The sequence below is a fragment of the Streptomyces sp. NPDC051207 genome (assembly GCF_040682395.1).
Classification (GTDB): Bacteria; Actinomycetota; Actinomycetes; order Streptomycetales; family Streptomycetaceae; genus Streptomyces.
The window spans coordinates 39048-65676 of the sequence record NZ_JBFBAX010000021.1; the positions used below are offsets into that span (position 1 = coordinate 39048).

A 26629-nucleotide genomic window follows, 5' to 3' on the forward strand; every position below is an offset into this window, starting at 1 on the left:
CAACCGCCTGAAGCAGTGGCGCCGCATCGGGGCCCGTGAGGAGTGGACCGCGGCCGTCCACCTGGCCGGACGACACCGCCTACGTGGTCCGCCTCCCGTCTGTGCGGGGCCGGACCGTGTCGCCACCCGGTGTCCCGGGAGTGGGCGGCGGACCGGTGGGCAGACGGGCTGCCGTTCGGATGTGGTGGTGCATCGTGGCGGCGTCGGCGTCCAGCCCTCGGTCGGTGTAGATCGCGGCGGCTTCCTGCCAGCAGGCAAGGGCCTCCTCCACGCGTCCGAGGTGGTTCAGCGATGTGGCGAGGACGGCGAGGGGCCAGGCGAGTGTCTCGTCGTGGCTGCCGAGGGACGCGCGGCCCAGTGCGATCGCGCGTCGGCAGTGCGTGATCGCCGTGTCGTGGTCGCCGATGCCCTGCCGGCCCCGGGCGATGGCCGACAGGGCGCATGCCTCGCCGTCGGTGTCGCCGAGCCGGTGGCGCAGCTGCGCGCTGCGTGTGCCGTGCTCGATGGCTTGCCGGTGGTTGCCGAGATCGGCGTGGAGGTTGGCGAGGTTGCCCTCCGCGACCGCTTCCCACCGTCCGGTGTCGAAGCCTCTGCTGAGGACGCGCACCTCGGCGAAGTGGTGCAGTGCTTCGGCGAACCGGGTCTGCCGGCGCAGCAGCTGGCCGAGTTCGGTGCGGGCGGCGATCTGGATGTGGATGTTGCCGGCATCCCGGGCGAGTGCGCAGGCGCGGACGAGGTCCTGCTCTGCGTCGGGATGGTGCAGGTGCGCCAGTGCCTCTCCGCGGGCGAGCAGGACGTTGGCTTCGTGCTCGCGCCGGCCGGACCGCTGTGCCGCGCGCAGGCCTGCGGTGGCGGTGTCGATGCGTTCCTGCCAGCCGCCCATGAGCACGAGGAAGCCCAGGGCGTCGACGAAGTGCAGGGCGTACCGGTCCATGGCGCGGTCGACGGCGTGGTGCAGGGCGGCGACCAGATTGGCCCGTTCGGCGGTGAACCACGCCCATGCCTGGTCACGGTCGGCTATGGGGTGGGGGTGGGCGGGCGTGGCGGGGTCCGTCACCAGGCGTGTGCAGGTGGGGTACAGGCGGCGGTCGGCGGTGTGAGCGGTGTGGCTGTACCAGGTGAGCACCGCGTCGAGGGCGTGGCGGCGCTCGTCCTCGGTGTCGTGTTCACGGGCCAACTCGTCCGCGTAGGCGCGCAGGAGGTCGTGGAAGCGGTACCGGTCGTGCGTGACCGGTTCGATGAGGTGCGCGTCGGCCAGCGCGTTGAGCAGATGCCGTGCCTCGCGTGGTGGCAGGCGCGCGAGGGCCGCCGCAGCGGGTGCCGAGATGTCCGGACCGGGGTGCAGGCCGAGGCGCCGGAAGAGGTTGGCCTGCGGAGCAGTCAATTGTTCGTAGGACCACTCGAGAACGTTGCGGACCGCGGCGTAGGGGTCCTGGCCCCAGCTCAGTGCGTCGAGTCTGACGTCCTCGTCGGCGAGTTCGGCGACGATGTCGGTGACGCGGACCTGTTCGTACGCCGCCGCCCGCCCGGCGGCGATCCGCAGCGCCAGCGGCAGCCGCGCGCACAGCCGGACGAGGTTCTCCACCGCGGCTGGTTCCGCCTGGGCCCGGACGGGGCCGATGATGCCGACGACCAGGCTCAAGGCTTCGGCCGGGGAGAGCACGTCGAGGGTGAGCCGGTGCGCGGCTTCGGTGACCACCAGGCCGGTCAGGCTGTCGCGGCTGGTCACCAGCACCATGCATCCGGGAGCGCCCGGCAGCAGCGGCCGGACCTGTTCGGCGCTGTTGGCGTTGTCCAGCACGATCAGCATGCGCCGTCCCGCCGCCAGCGTGCGGAACAGTCCCGAGCGCGCGCCGGTCCCGGCGGGCACCGCCGCCGGATGCACACCGAGCGCGACCAGGAAGTCCTCGAGCACCTCGTCCGGGCTCGCGGGCTTGCCGGGACCGTAACCGCGTAAGTTGGTGTGCAGGGTGCCGTCCGGGAACCGGTCCTGGACGCGGTGGGCCCAGTGCACCGCGAGCGTGGTTTTGCCTACCCCGCCCGAACCGTCGAGCGCGGAGATCACCACGGCCTGCCCGCCGGCCGGCGGTAACAGGGCGTCGAGCGCGGCCAGGTGGTCGGCGCGGCCGGTGAAGTCGCGGATCGGCTGTGGCAGCTGCCGGGGCACCGGTGACGCGACGGACCGGGGCGGCCCCGGGGCGGGCAGGATGGCGACGGCCCGGGTGGGGCTGTCCCGGCGGGGCCGGGGTTCACCGCGCAGGATCCGCTCGTGCAGCCGCTGCACATCGGCTCCGGGGCCGACTCCGAGTTCTTCGGCGAGACGGGTCCTGAGGCGGTGGAAAACGTGCAGCGCGTCCGCGCGCCGGCCACAGTGGTCCAGCGCCGTCATCAGCTGCGCGTGCAGCCCTTCGCGCAGTGGGTGGTCGTGCACGAGGTCTGTGAGGTCGTCGACGACCTCGTGGTGCTCGCCCAGCTCCAGCCGCCACCCGGCACACAGCTCCAGCGCGTTGAGCCGCTGCTCGTCCAGCCGTGCGGCGGATCTGGTCAGCGCCGCGGTGCCCAGCCCGCCGAGCGCGGTCCCGCGCCAGAGACTCAGCGCCGTCCGGATCACCTCGACTGCCCGGTCCAGCCTTCCCTCGGCGGCGTGGCGGCGGCTGTCGGCGAGCCCGGCGGCGAACCGGAGCGAGTCGAGCTCCTCCCCACCGACGCGGATCCGGTAGCCGGGTTCCTCGGTGAGGATGAGCCGCCGGCCGTCGCGACCCAAGCGTTCGCGCAGTGCCGAGACAGAGTTCTGCAGCTGCTTGACGGCGGTGGCGGGAGGCTCGTCGTCCCAGGTCATCTCGGTGAGCCTGGACAGCGGCACCACCGAGTTCGGTGCCAGCAGCAACGCCGCCAGCACCCGCTGACGACGCGCTCCGGGCACCAGCACCCGCTCACAGCCCGTCCAGACCTCCAGCGCGCCGAGTACGCGAAAGTCCATCCCCCCGAAGCTCTCCCCTGACCGAAAGTGACTCGACCACAGCATAGCGTTCACGGAAATGCCCGCCCAGCGGCCGATGGTGACGCGGTGATGACGTCACGGGGACGGCACGCGACACGGTGATCCCTGTCCCCGCCCGTTCCCGCCGGCCGGTCGCCGAAGGCATCCGTGCGGCGGCGGACCGGGGGCGAACCACCATTCGATCAAGAGAGCTGAGGAGAGAGAACGATGAGAAAATTCATCGGCAGCGTGTTCTTGGCAGCCGCCGCCAGCACACTCCTGGCAACGGCGCCCGGAGCACAGGCGGCGCCCGCAGCGGCGAGCGGGCCGGCGGGCGCCCAGGATTCGTGGCGGACGGCGTTCTACTGCGGGTCGGCGGACACCTGGACGACGTGCAGCCCCTCGTCAAGCGAATTCCCCGCCGAGGCCGTCTGGTACCCCGGCGGGTCCCCGAGCGTTCACCTCCTGGTCAACAACCACGCGGCCGGAGGGGAGGCCTGTCGCATCGTCGTCAACGGGGGCCGCTTCGACGTGAGGTACATCGACCCCACGTACAACCTCTGGACATGGCTGGGCAACACCGGGTCCAACCCCAGGGTCCAACTCGAGTGCATCCGCCGGAGCCCGAGCGGGGACGCGGGAATCGGAGGCTACATCCAGTTCAACTACTAGGCGGTTTCGCTCGGATCGGCGTGCGGACCAGAGGACGAACGTCGGTGGCCGGTACCGGCCGTCGGCCGCGGGGGGAGTCCTCGTGGTCGGTCCGCCGCGGGAGCGGCCGATGGCATGGTCGTCCGGCTCACCGGCCGGGGCCCCTTCCACGGGCCCCGGCCGCGTGCTGGTGAGCGCACGATCGTGGAGTCCACCGGCGCCGGCCGGGCCAGGTCGTCCTCCCCGTCGGCTTGCCACCGGGGCGGTGCACACCCGCTCCCGGGTGACCTCGACGGCCCACATCCGCACCCGGTTGTGGACACCTCGCCAGTTGCCGCGCTTCTGCGGCAGGTGGACCCACTGCGTTCCGGTCCGGAACCGGTAGGCGGTCGAGCCGGCCACCGCAGGCCGTCGGCGGATCAGCCTCGGGTCTCCCGCCCTCGTCGTGGCGTTCCGCCACGGCGGCGGGTGCCGGACTGTTCCACCAGCAGGCGGGAGCCGGCCTGGCGTTCGCCGAAGACGTCGTCCGGGTTGGACAGGACGCAGCCGTCCAGGGAGAGGCAGCCGCAGCCGATGCAGTCGGTCAGGTGGTCGCGGAGCCGGTTCAGCTGGTTGATCCGCTCGTCCAGTTCGGAGCGCCAGGCCTCGGACAGCCGCGCCCAGTCCTCGCGGGTCGGGGTGCGCTCCTCGGGGAGTTCGGCGAGCGCCTCGCGGATCGTGGCCAGCGGGATGCCGACGCGCTGCGCGGCCCGGATGAAGGCGACGCGGCGCAGGGTGTCACGGCTGTAGCGGCGCTGGTTGCCCGTGGTGCGGCGGCTGCTGATCAGGCCCTTGGCCTCGTAGAAGTGCAGGGCGGAGACGGCGGCGCCGCTGCGCGCGGCGAGCTGGCCGACCGTGAGCTCGTGGATCTTCTCGGGAATCTGGGGCACTCCCCGAAGCCTACCGACCGCTCCCTTGCCCCTTGCCCACCACTCTCCCGCCCTCCTTGCCCTCCGCTCCCCGTCCCCTTGGCCTCACTCTCCCCGCCCCGCTTCCGTTGACAGGGAACGCCGGGACGACCATGCTAAGCAGTCGCTTAGACGTAGGACCGGACTTGCGACGCGGGAGGCCAGCGACATGGCAGAGCCGAGGATCTTCACCTCCGCCGACGAACTGAAGGCGGCGGTGGGCGAGCAGCTGGGGTACACCGACTGGCTGGAGGTCGACCAGAAGCGGATCGACCTGTTCGCGGAGGCCACCGGCGACCACCAGTGGATCCACGTCGATCCGGAGAAGGCGGCGGCGGGCCCGTTCGGCACGACCATCGCGCACGGCTATCTCACCCTGTCGCTGCTGCCGCTGTTCGGGCCGCAGCTGATCGGCGTCGAGGGCGTGAAGATGGGCGTCAACTACGGCACCAACAAGGTCCGTTTCCCCGCCCCCGTGCCGGTCGGCTCACGGCTGCGCGCCACCGCGCGGATCGCGGACGTCGAGGACGTGACCGGCGGTGTGCAGCTGACGCTCGCGTTCACCGTGGAGCGCGAGGGCGGCGACAAGCCGGTGTGCGTGGCCGAGTCGGTGGCGCGCTACTACCTCTGAGCGTGGCCGAGTCGGTGGCGCGCCACTACCTCTGAGCGTCGCCGGGGGCTCCGCGCCCGCTACCTCCGGGCATCGTCAGAGGGCCCGTGCCCGCCGTGGGCCGTCCTGGCCCCGACCATGCGCAGCACGAGGTCGGCGTAGAGGGCGCCGACCTCGTCGGGCGTGCGCGGGCCGTCCACGTTGAACCAGCGGGCCACGTCGATGCAGAGCGAGAGGATCGCCAGCGTCGTGCCATGTACGTCAAGGACGTCGAACTCGCCCGTGGCGACGCCGTCCTCGATGATGCCGCGGATCTCGCCGTCGACCTTGCGGCGCAGCGCGAGGATCTCGGCGCGGGCCTCGGGGCCGAGCGAGTCGAGTTCGTACTGCACGACCCGGGCCGTGGTGCGCCCTCCGGCGTGCCAGCGGACGAAGGAGCTGACCGCGCGGGCGAGCCGCTCGGCGGCGCCACCCTCGCCGCTCGACGCGGTCCGCAGGATCTGCAGGGCCTTCTCGTGGCCGATCCGGCTGATGCGGTGGAGCAGTTCTTCCTTCGTCTTGTAGTGGATGTAGAGCGCGGCCGGGCTCATACCGGCGCGGCCCGCGATGTCACGGGTCGTCGTCGCGTGGTAGCCCCGCTCGGCGAAGGCCTCCACGGCGGCGATCAGCAGTCGCCGGGCCGCGTCGGGCGTGACCTCGCCCCACGCCTGCGCCTCACCGCCGGCCGTCTCCTCCGCCGTACTCATCACTCACCCCTCACTCTCCGACAGGGGTATCACCATACCCCCGAAGGTGAGCGAGCGCTTAGCATGATCGCTCGGAGCTGCGGAGCCGCACGGCTGCAGAGCTTAGGTTTCAGAGCTTCGGTTTCAGAGCTTCTGGAAGGGGTCGTGCTCGGCGAGCAGCTTCTCGAGCCTCGCCTGGTCGACGCGGCTCACGATCTGCCCGGCCTCCTGGCGGTCCCGGACGACCTTGGCGAGGGTGAAGGCGGACGTGACGAGGTAGAGGACGGCGATGCCGAGGAAGGCGCGCACCCACATGTCGGTGTCGAGGTTGAGGATGCCGAGGGCCGTGGCCGCGAGGGCGACGGCGAAGGACGCGACGGCCTGGCCGTAGAAGGCGGCCGTGTTCTGCTGTTTGACCGGTGTCTCGCTCATGGGGACAAGGATCGGCGGACGTGGCGGGCACCACATCCGCCGGGATACTCAGGTGTCGTACTCAGTGGGCCGCGTGGGCAGGCTGCGGCGGTCGGCGCCTCAGAACGCGGAGACCCCTGTCAGGGCGCGCCCGATGACCAGCTTCTGGATCTGGCTGGTGCCCTCGTAGAGGGTCATCACGCGGGCGTCGCGCAGCAGTTTGCCCGCCGGGTACTCGTCGATGTAGCCGTAGCCGCCGAAGACCTGGAGGGCGTTGTTGGCGGCGCGGACGGCGGCCTCCGAGGCGTAGAGCTTGGCCTTGGAGGACTCCACGGCGAACGGCCGTCCCCGGTCGACGAGGTCGGCCACCCGCCAGGTGAGCAGCCGGGCGGCGTCCACGTCGACCGCGATGTCGCTGATCAGCTCCTGGACGAGCTGGTGGTGGGCGATGGTCTTGCCGAACTGCTCGCGCTCCCCGGCGTACTTGACGGCCACGTCCAGGGCCGCCTGGGCGATGCCGACGCAGCCGGCGGCGACCGACATCCGGCCCTTGGCGAGGGCGGACATGGCGACCTTGAAGCCCTGGCCCTCTTCGCCGAGCAGGGCGGAGGCGGGGACGCGGACGTCCTCCAGGACCAGTTCGGCGGTGGCCTGGCCGCGCAGGCCGAGCTTGCCGTGCACGGTGCGGCGGGTCAGGCCGGGCGTGTCGGCGGGGACCAGGAAGGCGGAGACGCCCTTGTGGCCGGGCGCGTCGGTGGAGCGGGCGAAGAGCAGCACGACGTCGGCCCAGGTGCCGTTGGTGATGAACATCTTGCTGCCGTTGATGACGAAGTCGCCGCCGTCGCGCACCGCGCGCGTGGCGAGGTTCCCGGCGTCGGACCCGGTGCCGGGCTCGGTCAGGCCGAAGCAGCCGACGTACGCGCCGGAGGTCAGGCCCGGCAGCCACTGCCGCTTCTGCTCCTCGTCGCCCCAGGTGGCGATCGTCTTGGCGACCAGGCCCAGCGAGACGGAGACGATGCCGCGCACCGAGGAGTCGCCGCGGCCGAGTTCCTCGGTGACCAGGCAGTACGCGAGGTGGTCGCCGCCCGAGCCGCCGTACTCCTCGTCGACGGTCAGGCCGAGGAAGCCGACCTCGCCCAGCTTCTTCACGATGGCGCGGTCCACCTCCTCGGCGCGGTCCCAGGCCACGACATGGGGGGCGATCTCGCGCTCCACGAAGTCCCGGGCGAGCTGCCGGACGGCGGTCTGCTCCTCGCTGAGCTCCAGGTTCATGCCGAGTCACCCCACAGAAGACGGATCTTGAAAGCCGTACATTTAAATTAGCACTGCTAGTTTCCAGGTGCAGCCCTACTATGTGCGCCATGGCCCGACCGCGCAAGCCCCTGCTCAGCACCGACCGGATCGTCGAGACGGCCCGTGCGCTCGTGGACGCGGAGGGCCTCGCCGCCGTCTCCACGCGCCGGCTCGCCGCGGAACTGGGGGTCAGCGGGCCCTCGCTCTACAACCACTTCCGGACCAAGGACGAGATCCTGGAGGCGGTCGCCGACTCGGTGAGCGCCCAGGTCGACCTGTCGATGTTCGAGGACGGCCGGGACTGGCGGACCGCGCTGCACGACTGGGCCGTCTCCTACCGGACCGCCCTGCGCGACCACCCGAACATCGTCCCCGTGCTCGCCCGCGGCCCCGGCCGCCGCCCGGCCGCGCTCCGGCTCGCGGACGCGGTGTACGGCGCGATGGTCGACGCCGGCTGGCCGCCCGCGCAGGCCACCTCCATCGGCGCGCTGATGCGGTACTTCATCATGGGCTCCGCGCTCGGTTCCTTCGCCGGCGGCTTCGTCGACGACGCGAGCGCCTACGACCCCACCGACTATCCCCACCTGGGGCAGGCCCACCTCCTCGCCGAGCAGCAGGACAAGATCGACGAACGGGCCTTCGAGACGGGGCTCGCGGCGCTGCTGGACGGGTTGGCGGCGCAGTACGAGCGGGTGGCGCGGACTGTCTGACGTTCCCGGGGGTGCTTCGCGGGGGCCGTCCGACGCCCCTGCGGGATGGTTCGGCGAAGGCCGAAGTGTGTGTGCCGCACCCTGGACGCATGACCTCAAGGGACGTCCGGGCGGCGCAGCTGGCGCGGCTCGCCGCACTGCTCGCCGACGAGACGCGGGCCGCCTGCCTGCTGGCGCTGCTCGACGGGCGCGCGTGGACCGCCGGCGAGCTGGCACGGCACGCGGGCGTGGCCGCGTCGACGCTCAGCGGTCATCTCGGCAGGCTCGTCGCGGGCGGACTGCTCGCCGAGGAACGCCAGGGGCGGCACCGGTACGTGCGGCTGGCCGACGCGCGGGTCGCGCAGCTCGTCGAGGACCTGGCCGCGCAGGTCGCGCCGGACGCCGTGCCGTCGCGCCCGCGCACGCTGCGCGAGGCGAGCGCCGGGTCGGCGATGGCCCGCGGCCGGACCTGCTACGACCATCTCGCCGGGCGGCTCGGCATCGCGGTGACCGATGCGCTGACGGCACGCGGGCTGCTGCGCCAGGACACCGGGTTCGCGCTGACGGACGCGGGACTGGCGTGGTTCGCGGCGGCCGGGATCGTCCTGGACCGCCGTGGCCGGCGCCCGCTCGCCCGTGCCTGCCTCGACTGGACCGAACGGCGCCCACATCTCGCCGGCGTCGCGGGCGCGGCCCTGTGCCGGCACGCCCTGGACACGGGCTGGTGCGTGCGCATCGGCTCGGAACGGGCGGTGCGGGTGACTGCGTCGGGCGAGACAGCCCTGTCGACGTTGCTCGGCATCGACGTGGTGCTGTTGCGCTGAGCAGGGAGGCCAGGCCCCGCATACCAGCGCACTCCGGCCGCGAAAGGGTGGGACCGGGCCGTACCGACCGAGCCGGGCGGGGCTTGGCGGGGCCCGGCCGGGCAGGGCTTGGCCGGGCGGAGCCGGGGCGGGGCGGGGCGAGCTGGGCAGGGCCTGCCGAGCCGGGCCTGCCGGACCGGACGGGACCCGGTCTTGACCTGGCCTGGCCTGGCTGGACCGAGCCCGACATGGCTGGGCCTGCCGGACCGAGCCTGAGTAGACGGGACCGGACGGGACCGGACGGGACCGAGCTTGGCCGGGCCGAGTTGGGCCGAGCCGGACAGGGTTGGGCCGAACCGGGCGGACCGGACCGGACCGAGCTTGACCTGACCTGGCCGGGCTGGGCGGAGCCCGGCATGGCTGGGCCGAGCCGGACGAACCTGGACCGAGCCTCGCCCGGCTGGACCGAGCCGGACCGGACCGACCCCGGCTTGGCTGGGCCGAGCCGCGCCAGCCGGGCCGTGCCGAGCGGGTCGGGCCCGTCGTCCGGAATCCGCGAGACCGCTGTCCGATTCCTTACCTACCCTCTGGAGCATGATGAGCACCGTCCCCGCCCGTCGCACGGAACTGCTCGCCGCCGGTGCGGCGGCCGTCACCGTCGTGCTGTGGGCCTCCGCCTTCGTCTCGATCCGCAGCGCGGGCGAGGCCTACTCGCCGGGCGCGCTCGCGCTCGGCCGGCTGCTGTCCGGCGCGCTGGCGCTGGCCGTCATCTGCCTGATACGCCGGGAAGGGCTCCCGCCGCGGGGCGCGTGGCGCGGGATCGCGATATCCGGGGTGCTGTGGTTCGGCTTCTACATGGTCGCCCTCAACTGGGGCGAGCAGCAGGTCGACGCGGGCACGGCCGCGCTGGTCGTGAACATCGGCCCGGTGCTGATCGCCCTGCTCGGCGCGCGGCTGCTCGGTGACGCGATGCCGCCGCGGCTGCTGGCGGGCATGGCGGTGTCCTTCGCGGGGGCGGTGACCGTCGGGCTGTCGATGTCGGGCGAGGGCGGCGCCTCGGTGCTCGGCGTGGTGCTCTGCCTGCTCGCGGCCGTCGCGTACGCGGGCGGTGTCGTCGCCCAGAAGCCCGCGCTGGGCGCGGCGAGCCCGTTGCAGGTGACGACGTTCGGCTGCCTGGTCGGGGCGGTGGCCTGTCTGCCGTTCGCCGGGCAGCTCGTCCAGGAGGCGGCCGGCGCCCCGGCCTCCGCGACCCTCAACATGATCTACCTCGGCATCTTCCCGACCGCGCTCGCCTTCACGACGTGGGCGTACGCCCTGGCGCGGACGACGGCCAGCAGGATGGGCGCGACGACGTACGCGGTACCCGCGCTGGTGGTGCTGATGTCGTGGCTGGCGCTCGGTGAGGTACCGGGGCCGCTCACCCTGGCCGGCGGGGCGCTGTGCCTGGCGGGCGTGGCGGTGTCCCGGTCGCGGGCACTGGCGGTGCCCCGGACGACGCCGGCCCCGGAGACCCCGGTGGTGCCGGACGCCCCGGACCCGGCCCGCTGAGCAGACCCGGCGCGCGCCAGGGCAGCCGGCACCGCTGAGCCGGCTCGGGCGCGCGTCCGGTCGGCCAGGGGCTTCCACCGACCGCAGGCCGACGGCGAGCACGGCGATGCAGCCTCACGCGGCCATCGACGAGTGCTCGGCGCCGACCCCGCGCGCCGGGTACCGCCCGGCCGGCGGCCGTGGGGCGAGCCGGACCCGGCCAAGGTCCGCGGACGCAAGCGGTCGGCGCCACACCGCAGCCCGGGCCCGCGCCCCGATCCCCACCCCCTCAGCCGATGAGACGGCCGGGACGGCCGGTCAGAAGATCACCAACGCCCGTCCGCCCTTGCCCGCCACCATGTTCTCGAACGCCGCCGGGATGCCCTCCAGGGCGATGCGCTCCGTCACCAGGGCGCCGAGGTCCAGGCGGCCGGTGCGGATGTGGTCGGCGAGTACCGGGAGGTCCTGGGCCGGGTTGGAGTTGCCGTAGACGCAGCCGGAGAGGGTGCGGCCCCAGTGGAAGATCTCCAGGGCGTTGAAGGTGACCTGCTGGTCCTTGCCGCCGATGCCGACGACCGTGGTGCGTCCGCCGCGCCGGGTGGATTCCCAGGCGGTGCGGATGGTGACCGCGCGGCCGACGCACTCGACGGCCACGTTGACGCCCTGCTTGCCGGTGAGGGCGCGGATCTCGCGGGCGGTGGTGTCGGAGGCGACGACGTAGTCGGTGGCGCCCGCGCCGCGCGCGAGTTCCTCCTTCTCCGGGGAGACGTCGACCGCGACGATCTTCGAGGCGCCCGCGATCCGCGCGGCCTGGAGGGTGGCCAGCCCCACTCCCCCGACGCCGAACACGGCCACCGTCTCGCCGGGACGGACCTTGGCGGAGTGGTGGACGGCGCCGTAGCCGGTGAGGACGGCGCAGCCGAGCAGGGCGGCGTCGGTGAGCGGCACGCCGTCCGGCACGGGCAGCACGCAGGACTCGTGCACCACGGTTTCCTCGGCGAACGCGGCGACGTTCAGGCCGGGGTGCAGTTCCGTGCCGTCGGAGGTGCGGCGGGCGTGCACCTCGGCGGCGCCGGCCAGCGCGTTGGCGCACAGCCAGACCTCGCCGAGCACGCAGGCGTGGCAGTTTCCGCAGGCCGGCGCCCAGTTGAGGACGACGGCGTCGCCGGGCGCGAGGTGCCCGACGCCCTCGCCGACGGCGACGACGGTGCCCGCGCCCTCGTGGCCGAGGACGGCCGGGACGGGGAGTCGCATGGTGCCGTTGGTCAGGGACAGGTCGGAGTGGCAGACGCCGGCCGCGGCGAGCCGGATGCGGACCTGGCCGGGTCCGGGGTCGGGCAGGTCGATCTCGGCGATCTCCAGCGGGGAGCCGACGGCGGGCAGGACGGCGGCGCGAACAGCCATGGCGGGGCAACTCTCCTGGGGCGGGAGGACGACGGGCGAAGGGTGCGGGGGCCTCGGGTCGGGTCAGAACTGCAGCGACTTGGTCTGGAGGTATTCGGCCAGCCCGTGCGTGCCGAGTTCGCGGCCGACGCCCGACTGCTTGTAACCGCCGAACGGCGCCAGCGGGTTGAAGCGTCCGCCGTTGATGTCGACCTGGCCGGTCTCCATCCGGCGCGCGAAGGCCACCGCCTCGGCCTCGTCGCCCGCCCACACGGCGCCGGCGAGGCCGTAGACCGTGCCGTTGGCGATGTCCAGGGCCTCGTCCTCGTCCTCGTAGCGCAGGATCGACAGGACCGGGCCGAAGATCTCCTCCTGGGCGATGGTCATGCCCGGGGTGACGTCGGCGAAGACGGTCGGGCTGACGAAGTAGCCCTTGTCGCGGGGGGCCTCGGGGCCGCCTGCGGCCAGGCGGGCGCCCTCGGCGACGCCCTTCTCGATGTAGCCGCGCACCCGCTCATGCTGCTTGGCGTTGACGACCGGGCCGATGCGGTCGCCGTACTTGGCGGCAGCGGCGGCGGCCAGTTCCACGGCCTCGTCGTACTGGGCGGAGTGCACCAGCATCCGGGTCCAGGCGCTGCACGTCTGGCCGGAGTTGGACATGACGTTGGCGACGCCGACGTTGACGGCCTTGGCGAGGTCGGCGCTGGGCAGGATGACGTTGGCGGACTTGCCGCCGAGTTCGAGGGCGACCTTCTTGACGGCGGCGCCGGCCGTGGCGGCGATCCGCCGGCCGACGGCGGTGGAGCCGGTGAAGGACACCAGGTCGACGCCGGGGTGCTCGGCGAGGGCCTGGCCCGCGACCGGGCCGAGGCCGGTCACCAGGTTGAAGACGCCCGCCGGGACGCCGGCCTCGTGCACCGCCTCCGCGAACAGCTGGGCGGTCAGCGGGGTGTCCTCGGCGGGCTTGAGGACGAGGGTGCAGCCCGCGGCGAGCGCCGGGGCGACCTTGGCGACGATCTGGTGCAGCGGGTAGTTCCAGGGCGTGATGGCGGCGACGACGCCGATGGGCTCCTGGTAGACGGTCGAGTTGCCGACCTTCTCCTCGAAGGGGTACGACGCGGTCAGCTCGGCGTACGAGCCCGCCACCGCGATCGGGGCGCCCACGTGCACGGCCTGCGAGAACTTCAGCGGCGAGCCGAGTTCGGCGGTGACGGTCCCGGCGATCTCGTCCTTGCGGGCGACCAGCACGTCCCGCAGGGCGGCGATGCGCGCGGCCCGCTCGGCGGGCGGGGTGGCGGCCCACCCGGCGAGGGCGGCGCGCGCGGCCCGTACGGCGGCGTCGATGTCCAGGGCGTTGCCCGCCGGGACCTGGCCGATGATCTGCTCGTCGGCCGGGTTCACGACCTCGATCACGTCCTGGCCGGCGGCCGGGCGCCAGGCGCCGTCGATGTACATGCCGTCGTGTGCCTTCATGGCGTTCCCTCCGGGCGGGCGTCGTCGTCCGCACCCCAAACTAGCGCTGTTAGTTTTCCGGCACCAGGGGCGGTCCGCATGGCACGGCTCACCCTGCCCGCCGGAGGCTCGGAAGTCGACCCGGTTCACGCCCCCAGGTCCGGCAGCCGCTCCGGGGTGGGGCAGATCCGTTCGCCGTCCTGGCCGAAGACGAACATGTGGGCGAGGTCGACGAGCAGCGGGACCTGCATGCCGTGGCGCAGGGCGATGTCCGGCGTGGTGCGGACGATGAGGTCGCCGGGCAGCCGGGGATCGGCGCGCGCGGGTTCGGGCCCGTCGTCCGCGGGGTGGTCGAGCACGACCACCGGGCCGGCGCGCAGGGCGCCCGCCTTCTCCTTGAGCCGGTCCAGGACGGTGCCCTCCCGGCGGCGCCGGCGGACGGGCGGCGCGGGGCGCGGCGCCTCCAAGTCGGGGACGACGGCGGGGCGCGAGCCGGTGTTGAAGTGCACGAGATTCTCGTGGCCCTGGTACTCCACGTGCTCCACGAGTCCGGTGAGCGGCACCTCGCCGGGCCGGGCGGCGGCGGGCTGGGCGATCCGGACGGCCTCCGAGCGCAGCCCCACGATGATCTCGCGGCCCTGCTGGACCCGGAGCAACTGGTGGTCCAACGACAGCGGTTCGGGCAGCCGCAGGAACTGCTTGCCGAGGCTGACGGTCATCGCGCCGTCGAGGGGCGCCCGGACCAGGCCGCGCAGCAGGTTGATGCGCGGAGTGCCGATGAAGGCGGCGACGAAGACGTTGGCGGGCAGCCCGTAGACCATGCGGGGGGTGTCGACCTGCTGGAGGACTCCGCCGCGCAGGACGGCGACCCGGTCGCCGAGCGACATGGCCTCCGACTGGTCGTGGGTGACGTAGACGGTGGTGACGCCCAGTTCGCGGGTGAGCTTGGAGATCTCGGCGCGCAGGTGGTTGCGGAGCTTGGCGTCGAGGTTGGACAGCGGCTCGTCCATCAGGAAGGCCGAGGGGTGGCGGGCGATGGCCCGGCCCATGGCGACGCGCTGGCGTTCGCCGCCGGAGAGCTGGCTCGGGAATCGGTCGAGGAGGTCCTCGATGCCGAGCATGCGGGCGGTGGCGTCCACGCGCGGGCGGGGGTCGCCGCCGGGGTTCTCGATGCGCAGCGGGAAGCCGATGTTGTCGCGGCTGGTCATGCTCGGGTAGAGGGCGAAGTTCTGGAACACCATCGCCATGTCGCGCCCGGACGGCGGCAGTTCGTTGGAGAGTTCGCCGTCGAGGAAGAGGCGGCCCTCGTCGATCTCCTCCAGCCCGGCGATCATCCGGAGCACCGTGGACTTGCCGCACCCGGACGGGCCGAGCAGCACGAGGAACTCACCCGGTGAGATGTCCAGGGACAGCCGGTCCACCACGCGGGTGCCGCGGGTGTAGGACTTGCTGACGTCGTGCAGGGAGATGGCGCGTGTCATGGCGAGGTGCCCCCGAGGGCTCACTGGGCGCTGGTGCTCCGCGGTCGGTGCCCCGCACGGGCCGTACGGGGTTGTGGGTCACGGAAGTTAACGGAATGTGCGCACTCGGGGGAAGAGACAGGGCGGGATCGGACGCCGCGGCTCAGCAGGTGAGAAAGCGGACGCCCGGATTCAGTTCGCCGCGGGGGCCCGGCCCGGGTCGCGGACCTGCGCGAGGTGGGCGAAGACGACCACGTTCCCGGAGTAGCCATTGCGCCGGTCGTAGCTGCCGCCGCAGGTGATCAGCCGCAGTTCGGGACGGCCCCGGTGGCCGTACACCTCCTCGTCGGGGAAATCGTCCTTCTCGTACGACTTGACGGCGTCGACCGTGTAGACGGCGGTGCGGTCGTCGGCGCGCCGGACCTCGATGCGGCGGCCGGGCTGCAGCTCGGTCAGGCCCGCGAAGACGGCGGGACCCTGCGCGGTGTCGAGGTGACCGACGGCGACGGCGGTGCCGTTCTCGCCGGGGGTGGGACCGCCCGTGTACCAGCCGACCAGGTTGGGGTCGTCGTCGGGCGGGGCCGTCATCCGGCGCCGCGAGTCGAGTTCCAGGCCCATGACCGGGGCGTCGACGTCGAGGTAGGGGACCGACAGGCGGGTGGCGCGGGACGGCGGCAGGGACCGGGGCGCGGCCGGGGGACGCGGCGCGGCGGGCCGGGCGGCCGGGGAGCCGGGTCTGGCGGGCGCGGCGGCCGGGGCACTCGGCCTGGTGGGCGCGCCGGGCGGAGGGCTCCGCCTGGCGCCGGGCGGGGCGGCCGGGGCGGCCGTCCGTGCGGGGGCCCGCCCGGCGGCGTGGGACGTGCCGTCCGGGCGGGTCGCCGCGGGGCCCGGAGCGGCGGTGGCCGCTCCGGGCTCGTCGTCCTGGGCCCACCAGACGCCGCCCGCCACCAGGCAGACGGCCACGAGGACCGTCCGCGTCAGGCGGTAGGCGCGCGTCCGGCTGACGGGCCGGCCGCTGCGCTCAGGAGGCCGTGCCATCGGCGCGACGACGCAGCCGGAGCCAGGCGACTCCACCGACCGCGGCCATGCCGACGCCCGCGGCGCCCGCGACCGAGGTGAAGGCGTCGTCGCGGGCCAGGCCGCCGCCGCCCGCCGGGGGACCGCCGTTGGGCGAGGCCGGGTCGTCGGGGCAGTCGACCTTGAACGTCTTCTGCTTGTCGGCGCCCATGCCGCCGACGGTCTTCCAGGTGACCTTGTAGGTGCCGTCCGGAAGCTTCAGGTTCTTGGTCTTGCCGGCACCGGTCGGCAGCGTGAGGACGCCGCTCTCGGTGGGGCCGTTGGGGACCTTCGGCTGGGTCTCGACGGTCCAGTTCACGGTCTGGCCCGGGGCGAAGTTGAAGGCGGCGAGGTAGAAGTCGCACACCTTCGGCTCGTTGACGGGGTCGTCGGCCGCGGTGGTGGCCGAGTGGATCTTGATGTCTCCGTTGTCGCCGGGGGCGGCGGAGGCCGTGGGTGCCGCGAGGAGCATGGATCCCGCGGTGGCGAGAACCGCGAGCGCGGCGGCGCGGCGCGGACGGACCGAGGTGGTCATGTACTTTCCTCCGAGTCAGGTGATTTTCATACAAATCACTCTGCGTCTGACTCTGCGTCACGTTTGACGCGGAATCACGGAGACAACGCCGGATGAACCGTCAGATATCCCCCTTTCGGCCCAAACGTGACCGGAACGGTGCACCCGGAGGCCTGGATTTCCTGCCCCGCGGCGGGCCGGGCCCGCCGTGATCATGGCGAAGCCGAGGACGGTCAGCATGGATGGAAACCTCACGTTCGCCGTTGAACATCCCACCAGGGCCGGCGGTGCGAGCGACGTTAGGTCCCGTCAAGCGGCGTCAACAAGACGTTGGCCTGCGAGCAATAAGCGCAGAACTCCAGGTCGCGGCCCTGCTCAGGTCACCGGGCCGAGCTGAGCGGTCACGGGCGCGAGCTTGACCGGCACGCCGTTGAGGACCGCGTTGCCGGACAGCGGGTCGAGCAGACTGCCGTCGAGGAGCTGGTTGACGTTGACGCCGGGATCGGTCGCGGCGTGGCGCAGCCGGGTGCCGGGACGGTCGTGTCCCCAGCCGTGCGGCAGGCTCACCACGCCGGGGCGGACGACGTCGGTGACCTCGGCGGGGGCGGTGACCTCTCCCCCGGCGCCCTTCACCCGCACCGGGGCGCCGTCGGTCACGCCGAGGCGTGCGGCGTCCTCGGGGTGGATGTGCAGGGTGCAGCGGTTGGTGCCGCCGGTCAGCGCGGGCACGTTGTGCATCCAGCTGTTGTTGGAGCGCAGATGGCGGCGGCCGACGAGGACGAGCCCTTCGGCGCGTTCGGTCATGGCCCGGCGCAGGCGCGGCAGGTCTTCGGCGATCGGCCCCGGCAGCAGTTCCACCTTGCCGCTGCGGGTCTTGAGGGGCTGCGGCAGCCGGGGGGCGAGGGGGCCCAGGTCGATGCCGTGCGGGTGGTCGAGCAGCCTGGCCAGGGACAGCCCGCCGGGGCGGGCGCCGAAGCCGTCGCCGTACGGGCCGAGGCGGAGCATCATGTCGAGCCGCCGCTCGGGGCCGTCGACGCCGGTGAGCTGCGCGGCCAGTTCCCGCGGGTCCCGGCCGTGCACCGGGGAGTGTGCCTCCTCGACCGCTGCGGCGAGGGTCTGCTCGACGACCATGGTGTCGACGGCGGCCGGATCGGCGCCGTGCATGCCGGTCACGGCGAGGATCAGCCGGGCCAGGATCTCCGTCTCGGCCATGCGACCGGGCTCCAGCGGGACGGCGGGGCGGGTGTGGCGGACCTGGTTGCGGACGGCGAGCCTGTTGAAGGCGACGTCGTGGTGCGGGCTCTGGCTCGGCGGGGGCGGCGGCAGTACGACGTCGGCGTGGCGCGAGGTCTCGTTCAGGTACGGGTCGACGCTGACCATGAAGTCGAGGGAGCCCAGGGCCTTGTCGAGGCGGTGGCCGTCGGGTGCGGACAGCACGGGGTTGGCGGCGACGGTGATCACGGCGCGGACCGGCTCGCCGTCGGCGGTGGCGGTGTCGATCTCCTCGGCGAGCGCGGACAGCGGCACCTCGCCCTTGGCCTCCGGATGCCCGCTCACCCGGGAGCGCCAGCGCCCCAGCGTGAATCCGCGGCCGGGTCCGGCGGGGCGCGGCGTCCGGTCGGTGGCGGCCTGCGGGAAGAGGGCGCCGCCGGGCCGGTCGAGGTTGCCGGTGAGGATGTTGAGGACGTCCACGAGCCAGCTGGCGAGGGTGCCGTGCGGGACGGTGCAGCTGCCGATGCGCGCGTAGACGGCCGCGGTGGGCGCGGCGGCGAGTTCCCTGGCGAGGGCGCGGATGGTGTCCGCGCCGACGTCACAGGCGCCGGCGACGGCCTCGGGCGTGAAGTCCCGCAGGGCGTCGGCGAGTTGGTCGAGGCCCTGGAGGTGCGGGGTCAGGTCGCGCGGATCGGCCAGGTCCTCTTCGAGGAGGACGTGCGCCATCGCCGCGAGGAGCAGGGCGTCGGCGCCGGGGCGGATGGCGATGTGCCGGTCGGCGAGCCCGGCGGTGCGGGTGCGGCGCGGGTCGATGACGGTGAGCGTGCCGCCGCGTGCCTTGAGGGCCTTGAGCCTGCCGGGGAAGTCGGGGGCGGTGCACAGACTGCCGTTGGACTCCAGCGGGTTGGCGCCGATGAGCAGCAGGTGGCTGGTGCGGTCCAGGTCGGGTACGGGGATCAGGTTGGCGTCGCCGTACAGCAGCCCGCAGGCCACGTGCTTGGGCATCTGGTCCACCGTGGAGGCGCTGAAGACGCTGCGCGTGCCGAGTCCGCCGATCAGGAGCGGGGGGTAGAGGCCGCCGGCCATGGTGTGCACGTTCGGGTTGCCGAGGACGACGCCCACGGCGTGCGGGCCGTGGCGCTCCACGACGGGGCGGATGCCGGCGGCGACCGCGGCGAAGGCCTCCTCCCAGGTGGCCTCGCGCAGCTCGCCGTCGCGGCGCACCAGCGGGCCGCGCAGCCGGTCGGGGTCGCCGTCGACGGCCCCGAAGGCGGCGCCCTTGGCGCAGATGAACCCCTTGCTGAACACGTCGTCGCGGTCGCCGCGGGCGGAGGTGACACGAGTGCCGTCGACGGTGAGGGTCAGCCCGCAGGTGGCCTCGCACAGGGGGCAGATGCGCAGAGCGGTGCGGGACACGGGTCCTCCCGGAGGGTGGCGGCGGTGACGCTCGATGTCCCGCGAGCATACCGACCGGTAGGCATGTTGGGGAGGGCCCTGCGTGACACCGCCGCGCGGTCTTCCGCGTCGCCGCCCGCCACGGTCGGCCGTTCCGCGTCGCCGGCCGGGTCAGTCCAGCACCCGTGTCAGTCCAGCACCCGCGCCAGATACGCCCGCAGGATCTCGCGCGTCTCCGCGATGATCCTCGGGTCGCCCCCGGGCGCCATGCGGAAGGCGAGGTGGACCAGCGTGTCCGCGGTCTCCACGGCGACCAGGAAGACGCGCCGCAGCTCCTCGTCCGGCTCGCGCCGCAAATGGCCGGCGAACAGCTCGGTGAAACGGTCGGCGACCCGGGTGTTCGGCTCGCCGTCACGCGCGCCGACCGGGATCTGGTTGCCGAAGTCGACCAGGGAGAAGCCCGGCGCGGTGCGCTTCATCTCCAGGTACTCGTCCAGGACGGTGTCCACGGCCGCGCGCCAGCCCTTGTCGCCGGACTGCCGCAGGCGCTCGGTGATCCGGTCGGCGTACCGCTCCAGGTTGCGCTGGGCGAGCGCGTTGACCATCTCCCGCTTGTTGCCGAAGAACCGGTAGACCGAGCCGATGGGCACGCCGGCGCGCTGCGCGACGTACCGGGTGCTCAGGGCGTCGTAGCCGACCTCGTCCAGCAGGTCGGCGCAGGCGTCGAGGATGCGGGCCAGCCGTTCGGCACTGCGCCGCTGAACGGGTGCGCGCCGTAGCGATGTCGGGTGGGGCACGGGGCTCATCATGCCGTTCCGGAAGCGTCCGGTGAACCTCACCGCCGAGGTCCGGTCCCCGCTTCCCGGGCGCCGGGTGCCGGCCGGGGCTGGGACACGGTGATGTCCGCGGTGCTCTCCACCGGCTCCCCGTCGACCGCCCACACGGTGCCGTCGTCGGCGTACAGCCGGGCGGTGACCTGATGCGTGCCGCGCGGCACGGCCGGGAGCCGGTGCTCCGGGGTGCGCAGCCGGGCCACGAGCCGGCCGTCCATGTAGAGGTGCGCGAACCCCTGCCCCGGTACCGGGCGCGCCCGTGTGCCGGGCGGCGAGAGACGGAAGTCACGCAGCGTCAGGCGTACGTCCCAGCTGCCGTCCTCGTCGGGCTGCACCTCGACGCGGACGCGGGGAGCGCCCTCCGCGTCGACCTCCCGATAGCGCCGACCGCCCTCGTCGGTCTCTTCCAGGAGCCTGCCGGCCGCCGCCGGCGACTCCCCGCTTCCCGTCTCTCCCGCATCGCCGGAGCCGCAGCCCGCGGATCCGGCCGACAAAGTGACACAGACCGCGAGCGCGGCCAGGATGCCCCGCGTCCACGACATGCCGGGGAGCGTAGAACACGGGTGCGACCGGCCGTATCCGTCTGAAGTCTGGTTCTGGTCGTTCCTGATGAGGACACGACGGGGACCTTGAGGAGGAGGCGCGGCGGCCATGGCGGGCCGGTGACCCCCTTGCGCAAGTGAAAGCGTAATCCTACGGTGAAGCATAGGAATCGAGGCCCGGTTCGGGGCAGGCGTGTGACGGCAAGGGAGCGATCATGAGCGGGGACGCGCGGAAGACCGCGGAAGGGCTGGAGTACCTGTCCGGCTTCGGCAACGAGCACAGCTCCGAGGCCGTGCCGGGCGCACTGCCGCAGGGCCGCAACTCGCCGCAGCGGGCGCCGCTCGGGCTGTACGCGGAGCAGCTGAGCGGTTCGGCGTTCACCGAGCCCAGGGCGCACAACCGGCGCTCGTGGCTGTACCGCATCCGCCCCTCGGCCGCGCACCCGGCGTTCACCCGCACCGGCAACGGCGCGCTGCGCACCGCGCCCTTCACGCAGACCGTCCCCGACCCGAACCGGCTGCGCTGGAACCCGCTGCCCGAACCGCCCGCCGGCACGGACTTCCTGGCCGGCCTGTGGACCCTCGGCGGCAACGGCGACGTCACCCAGCGCACCGGCATGGCCGTGCACCTCTACCACGCCACCTCCTCGATGGACCGCGTCTTCAGCGACGCCGACGGTGAGCTGCTGATCGTGCCGGAGAGCGGCGGGCTGCTGCTGCGCACGGAGTTCGGCCTGCTGCACGCCGAGCCGGGCGACGTGGCGCTGGTCCCGCGCGGCGTCCGCTTCCGCGTGGAACTGCTCGACGCCACCGCCCGCGGCTACGTCTGCGAGAACTACGGCGCCCCCTTCCGCCTGCCCGACCTCGGCCCGATCGGCGCCAACGGCCTCGCCAACCCACGGGACTTCCGCGCCCCGGTCGCCGCGTACGAGGACGTGGAGGGCGAGGTGGAGGTGGTGAACAAGTACTGCGGCAACCTCTGGACGGCCACCTACGGCCACTCCCCGCTCGACGTCGTCGCCTGGCACGGCAACGACGTGCCGTACGTGTACGACCTGCGCCGCTTCAACGTCATCGGGAGCATCTCCTACGACCACCCCGACCCGTCGATCTTCACGGTGCTGACCTCGCCGTCGGACACGCCGGGCCTCGCGGGCGTGGACTTCGTGGTGTTCGCGCCGCGCTGGCTGGTGGGCGAGGACACCTTCCGCCCGCCGTACTTCCACCGGAACGTGATGAGCGAGTACATGGGCCTCATCGAGGGCGCCTACGACGCGAAGGCGGAGGGCTTCGTGCCCGGCGGGGGCTCGCTGCACAACATGATGTCGGCACACGGCCCGGACCGGGAGACGTTCGACCGGGCGAGCGCGGCCGAGCTGACCCCGCACAAGGTGGACGACGGCCTCGCGTTCATGTTCGAGACGCGCTGGCCGGTGACGCTGACGCTTCAGGCGGCCCGCGCGGAACACCTGCAACAGGGCTACGACGACGTGTGGAAGGGCCTGGAGCGGCACTTCCGCCCCTTGCACTGAGCAGGACCGACCGGTACGGATGGGCCCGTGACCTCCTTCGCCCCGGACTCGATCGTCCTGAACCGCAAGCTGCCGCTGTGGTACCAGGTGTCGCAGTCGCTGCGCGCCTCGATCCTCGGCCGCTCGCCGCAGGACCCGCTGCGCCTGCCCACCGAGGAGCAGCTGGCCGGGCACTACGGCGTGAGCGTGCTGACCATGCGGCAGGCGCTGAAGGAGCTGGAGGAGGAGGGGCTCATCACGCGGCACCGCCGGCGCGGCACGTTCATCGAGCCGCACGCCCGGCGCGGCGCCCCGGTCCGGCTGCTCGGCTCGGTGGACGCGATCGTGGCCCAGCAGTCCGGCATGACGACCGAGCTGCTGGAGCACGGCAGGGGCCCGGTCCCGGCCGGACTCGCCGAGCATTTCCCGGATCTCGCCGAGGTCGCCACGTACCACCGGCTGCGCAGCGACGAGAAGACCGGCGAGCCGACCAACCACGCGCGCAATTACGTCCGTCCGGCACTGGCCGACCGCATCGACCTCCAGGACCTGGTCCGCTGGCCGATGACCAAGGTGCTGCGGGACGTGGTGGGCGCGGACATCAGCCGCATCACGGACACGGTGACGGCCCGCCTCGCGGACCCGGAGACGGCCCGGCTCCTGGAGGTACCCCTGCTCAGCCCGATCCTGCACTACACGGGCGTGACGTACGACGCCCAGGGCCGTGCGCTGGACGTGGCGGTGATCCATTACCGGGGGGACTGCTTCTCGTTCACGGTGACATTGGACGCGACGTAGGCCTCCGGCGGGGGGCGTGAACGGACGAGGGTCCACCGCAGGGGTGCGCCGGGGCGATCGGCGGAGGCGTGCCGAAGGCGGCCACCGCAGAGGGATACGCCGGGCGGTCCCCGGCCGGCCCCCGGTCGCCGCACGGGCCCTCGCCGCCGCGCGGCCCAGCCGTCGTACGATGCCCGGCGTGACGTACGACGACGCTCCGCCGTTGGTGGACCTCATGCCGTGGTCCGTCGCACCGCCGCGCATCGGGCGGGGGTGGCCGACGGCCCCCGACGCGGCGTCGCTGACGGCTCGCTGGGACGCGCTGGTCAAGGCCGAGGGAGCCGACCGCGCGGCCCTGCTGGAGCCGACCCGCTCCCGCACCCTGCACACGGCGGTGGGGCAGCTGCCGGGCCGTACCGGAGGCACCGAGCGGCTGGCGCGCGCCTCCGGTCCCTGCCCCCGGCCGGTACGGGTGCTGTCCGCGCCCTTCGACGAGCAGTGGCTGATCCCCGACCAGCGGTTGATCGACGCGGCACGGCCCGAGCTGTGGCGGGTGGCTGACGGTCACCAGATCTTCGCGGTGCAGACGCAGGCGGGCCCCGAGGCGTCCGGACCGGTCCTGCTGGCGACGTCCCTGCTGCCGCTGACGCGGCCGGGCCGGGTGCGCCCGCTGTACCGGCGGCCGGGCGGCGCGGAACCGAACCTGGCGCCCGGCCTGCTGGAGCACCTGGCACAGCCGCTCGGCCACTCCCCCACACCGGTGGACGTGCTGGCCTGGACGCTGGCGGTGATCCGGCCGGGCGGCGCGGTGCCCCTGACCCGGGACCCCGAACTGTGGTCGCGGGGCGTCCGGTTGGGGCACCGCATGCTGTGGCTGATGCGCCGCGACGGCGAGCGGCCCAAGCTGCCGGGCGGGCGGCGCCCCTATGTGCGCGCCCCGCTCCCCGGCCGTCCGGTCACGCTGCACTACGACCGGGACGAGGAGGCGCTGTACCTGGACGAGGGCCGCATCTCGCCGGTGCCGCCGGAGGCCTGGGACTTCGAGGTGAACGGTGTCCGCGTGCTGGAGCAGTGGTTCACGGCCCGCACGGCGACCGCCGAGCCGGGCACGCTGGCGGCGATCCGCCCGGCCGCCTGGCCGCAGCCCTGGACCTCGGAGCTGCTCGAACTGATCACGGTCCTGGCGCTGCTCGCCGAACTGCGCCCGGAGCAGCAGGAGTTGGCGGTGACCGATCCGATCACGGCGGCGGACCTGCGCGCGGCGGGCGTCCTGCCGGTCCCGGAATCGGCCCGCAGGCCGGCCTCGGTGCTCGACGCGCGCGAGGAGGGCCCGGAGGGCCAGCTCGCGCTGATCTGACCGGTTCGGGCCTTGCCTCGGGCAAGGCCCGAGGCGGTGGCGGTGATGGCGTACGTGACGGCCGACGGGTCGCCGGGTGGGACGGCGATCAGCGCGGTGACAGCGGTGACCACGGCCGCGGACTCAAGGGGTGGTACCCGCGCTCGGGGCGCACCTGTGGCACTGTCGCGCGCCGTGGGGATGACGGACGGCGCGAACGCAGCGCCGCGCCGGGACGGTGCGGCCGAGGAGCGCGGGTCTACCTGCTGCCGAAGAGCGTGCGGCGCAGCCGGCGCAGTGGGGCGAAGAGCGAGACGCGCCTGACGCGCGCACCCCTGCCGCTGCGGCCGTGCGTGGTGTCACGCGCGGTCAGCTCACGCATCAGCGAGGTCGCCTCGACCGTCTCCCGCTGCGGGACGGCCGGACCGCCCAGCACCGCGAGATGGCGGTCCAGGCGCGAGCTGGTCGCGCTGCTCCCGCAGGTGATCGCAGGGACCCTGGCCCTGCTGCGCACTGTTATCTGTTCCATGTCACTCCCCACCCGTACGAGTCCACCCGGCCCGGGCAGAGTAACCCTATCGCCCTCATGGGGCACTCGTGTATCTCGGTCACAGGATTCACCTTCCCCGCAAGGGCGTTGATGATTACTCTCCGAATCGGACCGTTTTCAGGGTGAGTTGGACAACCGGCTGGCTGATGGGGTGCGCCGGTTCCCCCGCCGGGCCGACCGGTCACGGCGAGTGACATCGCGGTCCGCTCAAGACGGCCACCACCGGGGCGTGTCGCCACCGTGGCCTCCGTCACCCTCCCCACCCCGGCTGGCGGCTGGACCGGTGCCGGGACGGCGGCATCCGCCCCCGTCTGAGCTACTTTCGTGAGGAAGCGCATGACCAGCGGATGATGCGCCCGGCCGCGAAGGGGGCGTCCGTGTCCGAGGAACCGGGCAGTGAGCGAATGATCGCGGGCCGTTACCGGCTGCTGTCGCCGCTCGGCGAGGGCGGCATGGGGACGGTGTGGCGGGCCCGCGACGAGGTGCTGCACCGCGAGGTCGCCGTCAAGGAGGTGCGCGCCCCGGCCGGGCTGCCGGCCGACGACGTGCAGCGGCTGTACGCCCGCCTGGAGCGGGAGGCGTGGGCGGCGGCCCGGGTCGCCGACCGGAACATGGTGACCGTGTACGACGTGGCGACCGACGGTGGCCGGCCGTGGATCGTCATGGAGCTGGTGCGCGGCCTGTCCCTGGCGGAGATCCTGGACGCCGAGGGGCCCGTGCCGCCGCGGCGGGCGGCGGCGATCGGCGCCGAGGTGCTCGCCGCGCTGCGGGCCGCGCACGGCGCCGGGGTGCTGCACCGGGACGTGAAGCCGGCCAACGTGCTCATCGCGAACGACGGCCGGATCGTCCTCACGGACTTCGGTGTCGCCACGGTCCAGGGCACCTCGGCGCTGACCATGACCGGTGAGGTCGTCGGCTCGCCGGAGTTCGTCGCCCCGGAGCGGGCGCTGGGGCGCACGCCAGGGCCCGAGTCCGACCTGTGGTCGCTGGGCGTGCTGCTGTACGCGGCGGTCGAGGGCCACTCCCCGTTCCGCCGGGACACGCCGCTGAGCACGCTGCGGGCGATCGTCGACGAGGAGCTGCCGCCGCCGCGCCGGGCGGGGCCGCTCGCCCCGGTCATCGAGGGCCTGCTGCGCAAGGACCCGGCCGAGCGGCTGCCGGCCGACCGGGCCGAGCGGGAGCTGCGGCTGGTGGGCGCGGGCGGCACGCCCCGGGCGGACGGGCTGCGGGCGTCGCCGTACGCGCCGGCGGTGGCGGAGCCCCCGCGGCCGGCGCCGACCCCGCCGATGCCCGGGCGGGCCGGTCCCGGCCCGGACACCACGGCGACGGACGCGGGGCGCCCGGAGCGCGACCGCCGTGCCGTCGCCGCGCTGATCGCGGGCGCGGCGGCCCTGCTGCTGGCGCTGGGCGGGCTGACGTACGTACTGCCGGACGACGGCGACGGGCACAAGGCGCGGGTACCGACAGCCCTAGTGCGCGGGCGACGTCGCCTGCGGCGACCGGTGGCGGCGCGCGGCGCACGGCCGGTCCGGGCAGTGCGGCCCCTTCCGCGACGCGGAGCGGCGGCGGCCCCGCGGCCACGGGCGCGGCGCAGCCGGTCGAGGTGAGCCTGACGGGCGCCAACACGGCGTATTCCGGGAGCTGTCCGCCGCCGCACGGGCGGACTCCGGCCTTCACGGTGGCGTTCACGGTGGGCCGGCTGCCCGCGCGGGTGAGCTACCGGTGGGTGTCGCGGGACGGCGAGGTCCTGGACCCGGGCTGGAAGACGCTGTCGTTCCCCCAGGGCGGGCGGATCCGGCAGGACACGGCGCTGGTGACGGCGTACGACGACGGCGGGACGTACGAGAACGCGGTGAGTGTGGAGGTCCGGTCCCCGGTGCGCGCCTCGTCCGGGCCGGTGCCGTTCGCGGTGAGGTGCGTGACGGAGACCCCGACGGACGAGGTCTCCGCCTCCGTTGCGCCGTCGCCCTGA

At 73.6% G+C, this 26629-nt stretch carries 22 protein-coding genes and 1 pseudogene; 9 read left to right on the top strand and 14 right to left on the bottom strand.

Going from position 1 to position 26629, the window contains the following annotated elements:
* Positions 1-79 precede the first annotated feature (79 nt).
* Positions 80-2980: a BTAD domain-containing putative transcriptional regulator gene (locus AB0M97_RS20845; protein ID WP_365962399.1), complete on the bottom strand. Its 2901-nt coding sequence runs from the start codon at positions 2978-2980 to the stop codon at positions 80-82.
* Positions 2981-3208: 228 nt separating this feature from the next.
* Here AB0M97_RS20845 and AB0M97_RS20850 point away from each other — a divergent pair, with 228 nt between their 5' ends.
* The gene (locus AB0M97_RS20850) at positions 3209-3652 is read left to right on the top strand and encodes a hypothetical protein (protein WP_365962400.1); all 444 of its coding nucleotides are present in this window, start codon (positions 3209-3211) and stop codon (positions 3650-3652) included.
* A 398-nt stretch (positions 3653-4050) separates the two neighbouring features.
* Here AB0M97_RS20850 and soxR read toward each other — a convergent pair whose 3' ends face one another.
* On the bottom strand, positions 4051-4560 hold the full coding sequence (gene soxR, locus AB0M97_RS20855) for a redox-sensitive transcriptional activator SoxR (RefSeq protein ID WP_365962401.1): 510 nt from the start codon (positions 4558-4560) through the stop codon (positions 4051-4053).
* A 187-nt stretch (positions 4561-4747) separates the two neighbouring features.
* On the opposite strand from soxR, the gene AB0M97_RS20860 reads away from it, so the two are divergent.
* Positions 4748-5209, top strand: coding sequence for a MaoC family dehydratase (locus AB0M97_RS20860; RefSeq protein ID WP_365962402.1), 462 nt, complete (start codon positions 4748-4750; stop codon positions 5207-5209).
* Between the two features lie 59 nt (positions 5210-5268).
* Here the strand turns inward: AB0M97_RS20860 and AB0M97_RS20865 are convergent, their stop codons facing one another.
* The 3 genes from AB0M97_RS20865 to AB0M97_RS20875 form a co-directional block, all read right to left on the bottom strand.
* Positions 5269-5934 (bottom strand): TetR/AcrR family transcriptional regulator, encoded by a 666-nt coding sequence (locus AB0M97_RS20865; protein WP_365962403.1) that lies wholly within the window; start codon positions 5932-5934, stop codon positions 5269-5271.
* 123 nt (positions 5935-6057) lie between these two features.
* Positions 6058-6345, bottom strand: coding sequence for a YiaA/YiaB family inner membrane protein (locus tag AB0M97_RS20870; RefSeq protein WP_365962404.1), 288 nt, complete (start codon positions 6343-6345; stop codon positions 6058-6060).
* A gap of 99 nt (positions 6346-6444) precedes the next feature.
* Positions 6445-7596 (bottom strand): acyl-CoA dehydrogenase family protein, encoded by a 1152-nt coding sequence (locus tag AB0M97_RS20875; protein ID WP_365962405.1) that lies wholly within the window; start codon positions 7594-7596, stop codon positions 6445-6447.
* 89 nt (positions 7597-7685) lie between these two features.
* Here AB0M97_RS20875 and AB0M97_RS20880 point away from each other — a divergent pair, with 89 nt between their 5' ends.
* The 3 genes from AB0M97_RS20880 (at position 7686) to AB0M97_RS20890 (ending at position 10657) form a co-directional block, all read left to right on the top strand.
* Complete coding sequence (locus AB0M97_RS20880; protein WP_365962406.1) at positions 7686-8327, top strand: TetR/AcrR family transcriptional regulator; 642 nt, start codon at positions 7686-7688, stop codon at positions 8325-8327.
* Between the two features lie 89 nt (positions 8328-8416).
* Entirely contained in the window at positions 8417-9130 is a 714-nt protein-coding gene (locus AB0M97_RS20885; RefSeq protein WP_365962407.1) for a winged helix-turn-helix domain-containing protein, read from the top strand.
* Between the two features lie 576 nt (positions 9131-9706).
* Positions 9707-10657 (top strand): DMT family transporter, encoded by a 951-nt coding sequence (locus tag AB0M97_RS20890; RefSeq protein WP_365962476.1) that lies wholly within the window; start codon positions 9707-9709, stop codon positions 10655-10657.
* A gap of 297 nt (positions 10658-10954) precedes the next feature.
* On the opposite strand, the gene AB0M97_RS20895 is transcribed toward AB0M97_RS20890, so the two are convergent.
* From AB0M97_RS20895 to AB0M97_RS20930, 8 genes are all read right to left on the bottom strand, one after another.
* Positions 10955-12040, bottom strand: coding sequence for a Zn-dependent alcohol dehydrogenase (locus AB0M97_RS20895; RefSeq protein WP_365962408.1), 1086 nt, complete (start codon positions 12038-12040; stop codon positions 10955-10957).
* Positions 12041-12103: 63 nt separating this feature from the next.
* Positions 12104-13492 carry an aldehyde dehydrogenase family protein gene (locus AB0M97_RS20900; RefSeq protein WP_365962409.1) on the bottom strand — a complete coding sequence of 463 codons (1389 nt, stop codon included), beginning with the start codon at positions 13490-13492 and terminating at the stop codon, positions 12104-12106.
* 125 nt (positions 13493-13617) lie between these two features.
* Positions 13618-14952 carry an ABC transporter ATP-binding protein gene (locus AB0M97_RS20905; protein ID WP_365962410.1) on the bottom strand — a complete coding sequence of 445 codons (1335 nt, stop codon included), beginning with the start codon at positions 14950-14952 and terminating at the stop codon, positions 13618-13620.
* Positions 14953-15123: 171 nt separating this feature from the next.
* The gene (locus AB0M97_RS20910) at positions 15124-15969 is read right to left on the bottom strand and encodes a class F sortase (protein ID WP_365962411.1); all 846 of its coding nucleotides are present in this window, start codon (positions 15967-15969) and stop codon (positions 15124-15126) included.
* A complete protein-coding gene (locus tag AB0M97_RS20915; RefSeq protein ID WP_365962412.1) occupies positions 15953-16522 on the bottom strand; it encodes a hypothetical protein in 570 nt (189 codons plus the stop codon). Before AB0M97_RS20915 ends, AB0M97_RS20910 begins: the two co-directional genes overlap by 17 nt.
* A 354-nt stretch (positions 16523-16876) precedes the next feature.
* Entirely contained in the window at positions 16877-19129 is a 2253-nt protein-coding gene (locus tag AB0M97_RS20920; RefSeq protein WP_365962413.1) for a molybdopterin oxidoreductase family protein, read from the bottom strand.
* A gap of 167 nt (positions 19130-19296) precedes the next feature.
* Entirely contained in the window at positions 19297-19914 is a 618-nt protein-coding gene (locus AB0M97_RS20925) for a TetR/AcrR family transcriptional regulator (RefSeq protein WP_365962477.1), read from the bottom strand.
* Positions 19915-19943: 29 nt separating this feature from the next.
* Positions 19944-20483: a hypothetical protein gene (locus AB0M97_RS20930; RefSeq protein WP_365962414.1), complete on the bottom strand. Its 540-nt coding sequence runs from the start codon at positions 20481-20483 to the stop codon at positions 19944-19946.
* A gap of 215 nt (positions 20484-20698) precedes the next feature.
* Between AB0M97_RS20930 and hmgA the strand changes: the two genes are divergently transcribed.
* The 3 genes from hmgA to AB0M97_RS20945 all read left to right on the top strand — a co-directional run bounded on the left by hmgA (position 20699) and on the right by AB0M97_RS20945 (position 24128).
* Complete coding sequence (gene hmgA / locus AB0M97_RS20935; protein WP_365962415.1) at positions 20699-22015, top strand: homogentisate 1,2-dioxygenase; 1317 nt, start codon at positions 20699-20701, stop codon at positions 22013-22015.
* A gap of 27 nt (positions 22016-22042) precedes the next feature.
* A complete protein-coding gene (locus tag AB0M97_RS20940) occupies positions 22043-22792 on the top strand; it encodes a GntR family transcriptional regulator (RefSeq protein WP_365962416.1) in 750 nt (249 codons plus the stop codon).
* Positions 22793-22961: 169 nt separating this feature from the next.
* The gene (locus tag AB0M97_RS20945; protein ID WP_365962418.1) at positions 22962-24128 is read left to right on the top strand and encodes a type ISP restriction/modification enzyme; all 1167 of its coding nucleotides are present in this window, start codon (positions 22962-22964) and stop codon (positions 24126-24128) included.
* Between the two features lie 238 nt (positions 24129-24366).
* Here the strand turns inward: AB0M97_RS20945 and AB0M97_RS20950 are convergent, their stop codons facing one another.
* Positions 24367-24636, bottom strand: coding sequence for a hypothetical protein (locus AB0M97_RS20950; RefSeq protein ID WP_365962419.1), 270 nt, complete (start codon positions 24634-24636; stop codon positions 24367-24369).
* Positions 24637-25061: 425 nt separating this feature from the next.
* On the opposite strand from AB0M97_RS20950, the pseudogene AB0M97_RS20955 reads away from it, so the two are divergent.
* A pseudogene (locus AB0M97_RS20955) lies at positions 25062-26629 on the top strand (serine/threonine-protein kinase).

Excerpts from the sequence above, each read along its gene's own strand:
- AB0M97_RS20915 (WP_365962412.1), bottom strand. The coding sequence starts at position 16,522 with ATGACCACCTCGGTCCGTCCGCGCCGCGCCGCCGCGCTCGCGGTTCTC.
- AB0M97_RS20945 (WP_365962418.1), top strand. The coding sequence starts at position 22,962 with ATGCCCGGCGTGACGTACGACGACGCTCCGCCGTTGGTGGACCTCATG.
- AB0M97_RS20880 (WP_365962406.1), top strand. The coding sequence starts at position 7,686 with ATGGCCCGACCGCGCAAGCCCCTGCTCAGCACCGACCGGATCGTCGAG.
- AB0M97_RS20875 (WP_365962405.1), bottom strand. The coding sequence starts at position 7,596 with ATGAACCTGGAGCTCAGCGAGGAGCAGACCGCCGTCCGGCAGCTCGCC.
- AB0M97_RS20885 (WP_365962407.1), top strand. The coding sequence starts at position 8,417 with ATGACCTCAAGGGACGTCCGGGCGGCGCAGCTGGCGCGGCTCGCCGCA.
- AB0M97_RS20860 (WP_365962402.1), top strand. The coding sequence starts at position 4,748 with ATGGCAGAGCCGAGGATCTTCACCTCCGCCGACGAACTGAAGGCGGCG.
- AB0M97_RS20870 (WP_365962404.1), bottom strand. The coding sequence starts at position 6,345 with ATGAGCGAGACACCGGTCAAACAGCAGAACACGGCCGCCTTCTACGGC.
- AB0M97_RS20925 (WP_365962477.1), bottom strand. The coding sequence starts at position 19,914 with ATGAGCCCCGTGCCCCACCCGACATCGCTACGGCGCGCACCCGTTCAG.
- AB0M97_RS20930 (WP_365962414.1), bottom strand. The coding sequence starts at position 20,483 with ATGTCGTGGACGCGGGGCATCCTGGCCGCGCTCGCGGTCTGTGTCACT.
- AB0M97_RS20895 (WP_365962408.1), bottom strand. The coding sequence starts at position 12,040 with ATGGCTGTTCGCGCCGCCGTCCTGCCCGCCGTCGGCTCCCCGCTGGAG.
- AB0M97_RS20850 (WP_365962400.1), top strand. The coding sequence starts at position 3,209 with ATGAGAAAATTCATCGGCAGCGTGTTCTTGGCAGCCGCCGCCAGCACA.
- hmgA (WP_365962415.1), top strand. The coding sequence starts at position 20,699 with ATGAGCGGGGACGCGCGGAAGACCGCGGAAGGGCTGGAGTACCTGTCC.
- AB0M97_RS20905 (WP_365962410.1), bottom strand. The coding sequence starts at position 14,952 with ATGACACGCGCCATCTCCCTGCACGACGTCAGCAAGTCCTACACCCGC.
- AB0M97_RS20845 (WP_365962399.1), bottom strand. The coding sequence starts at position 2,980 with ATGGACTTTCGCGTACTCGGCGCGCTGGAGGTCTGGACGGGCTGTGAG.
- AB0M97_RS20900 (WP_365962409.1), bottom strand. The coding sequence starts at position 13,492 with ATGAAGGCACACGACGGCATGTACATCGACGGCGCCTGGCGCCCGGCC.
- AB0M97_RS20890 (WP_365962476.1), top strand. The coding sequence starts at position 9,707 with ATGAGCACCGTCCCCGCCCGTCGCACGGAACTGCTCGCCGCCGGTGCG.
- AB0M97_RS20910 (WP_365962411.1), bottom strand. The coding sequence starts at position 15,969 with ATGGCACGGCCTCCTGAGCGCAGCGGCCGGCCCGTCAGCCGGACGCGC.
- AB0M97_RS20950 (WP_365962419.1), bottom strand. The coding sequence starts at position 24,636 with ATGGAACAGATAACAGTGCGCAGCAGGGCCAGGGTCCCTGCGATCACC.
- AB0M97_RS20865 (WP_365962403.1), bottom strand. The coding sequence starts at position 5,934 with ATGAGTACGGCGGAGGAGACGGCCGGCGGTGAGGCGCAGGCGTGGGGC.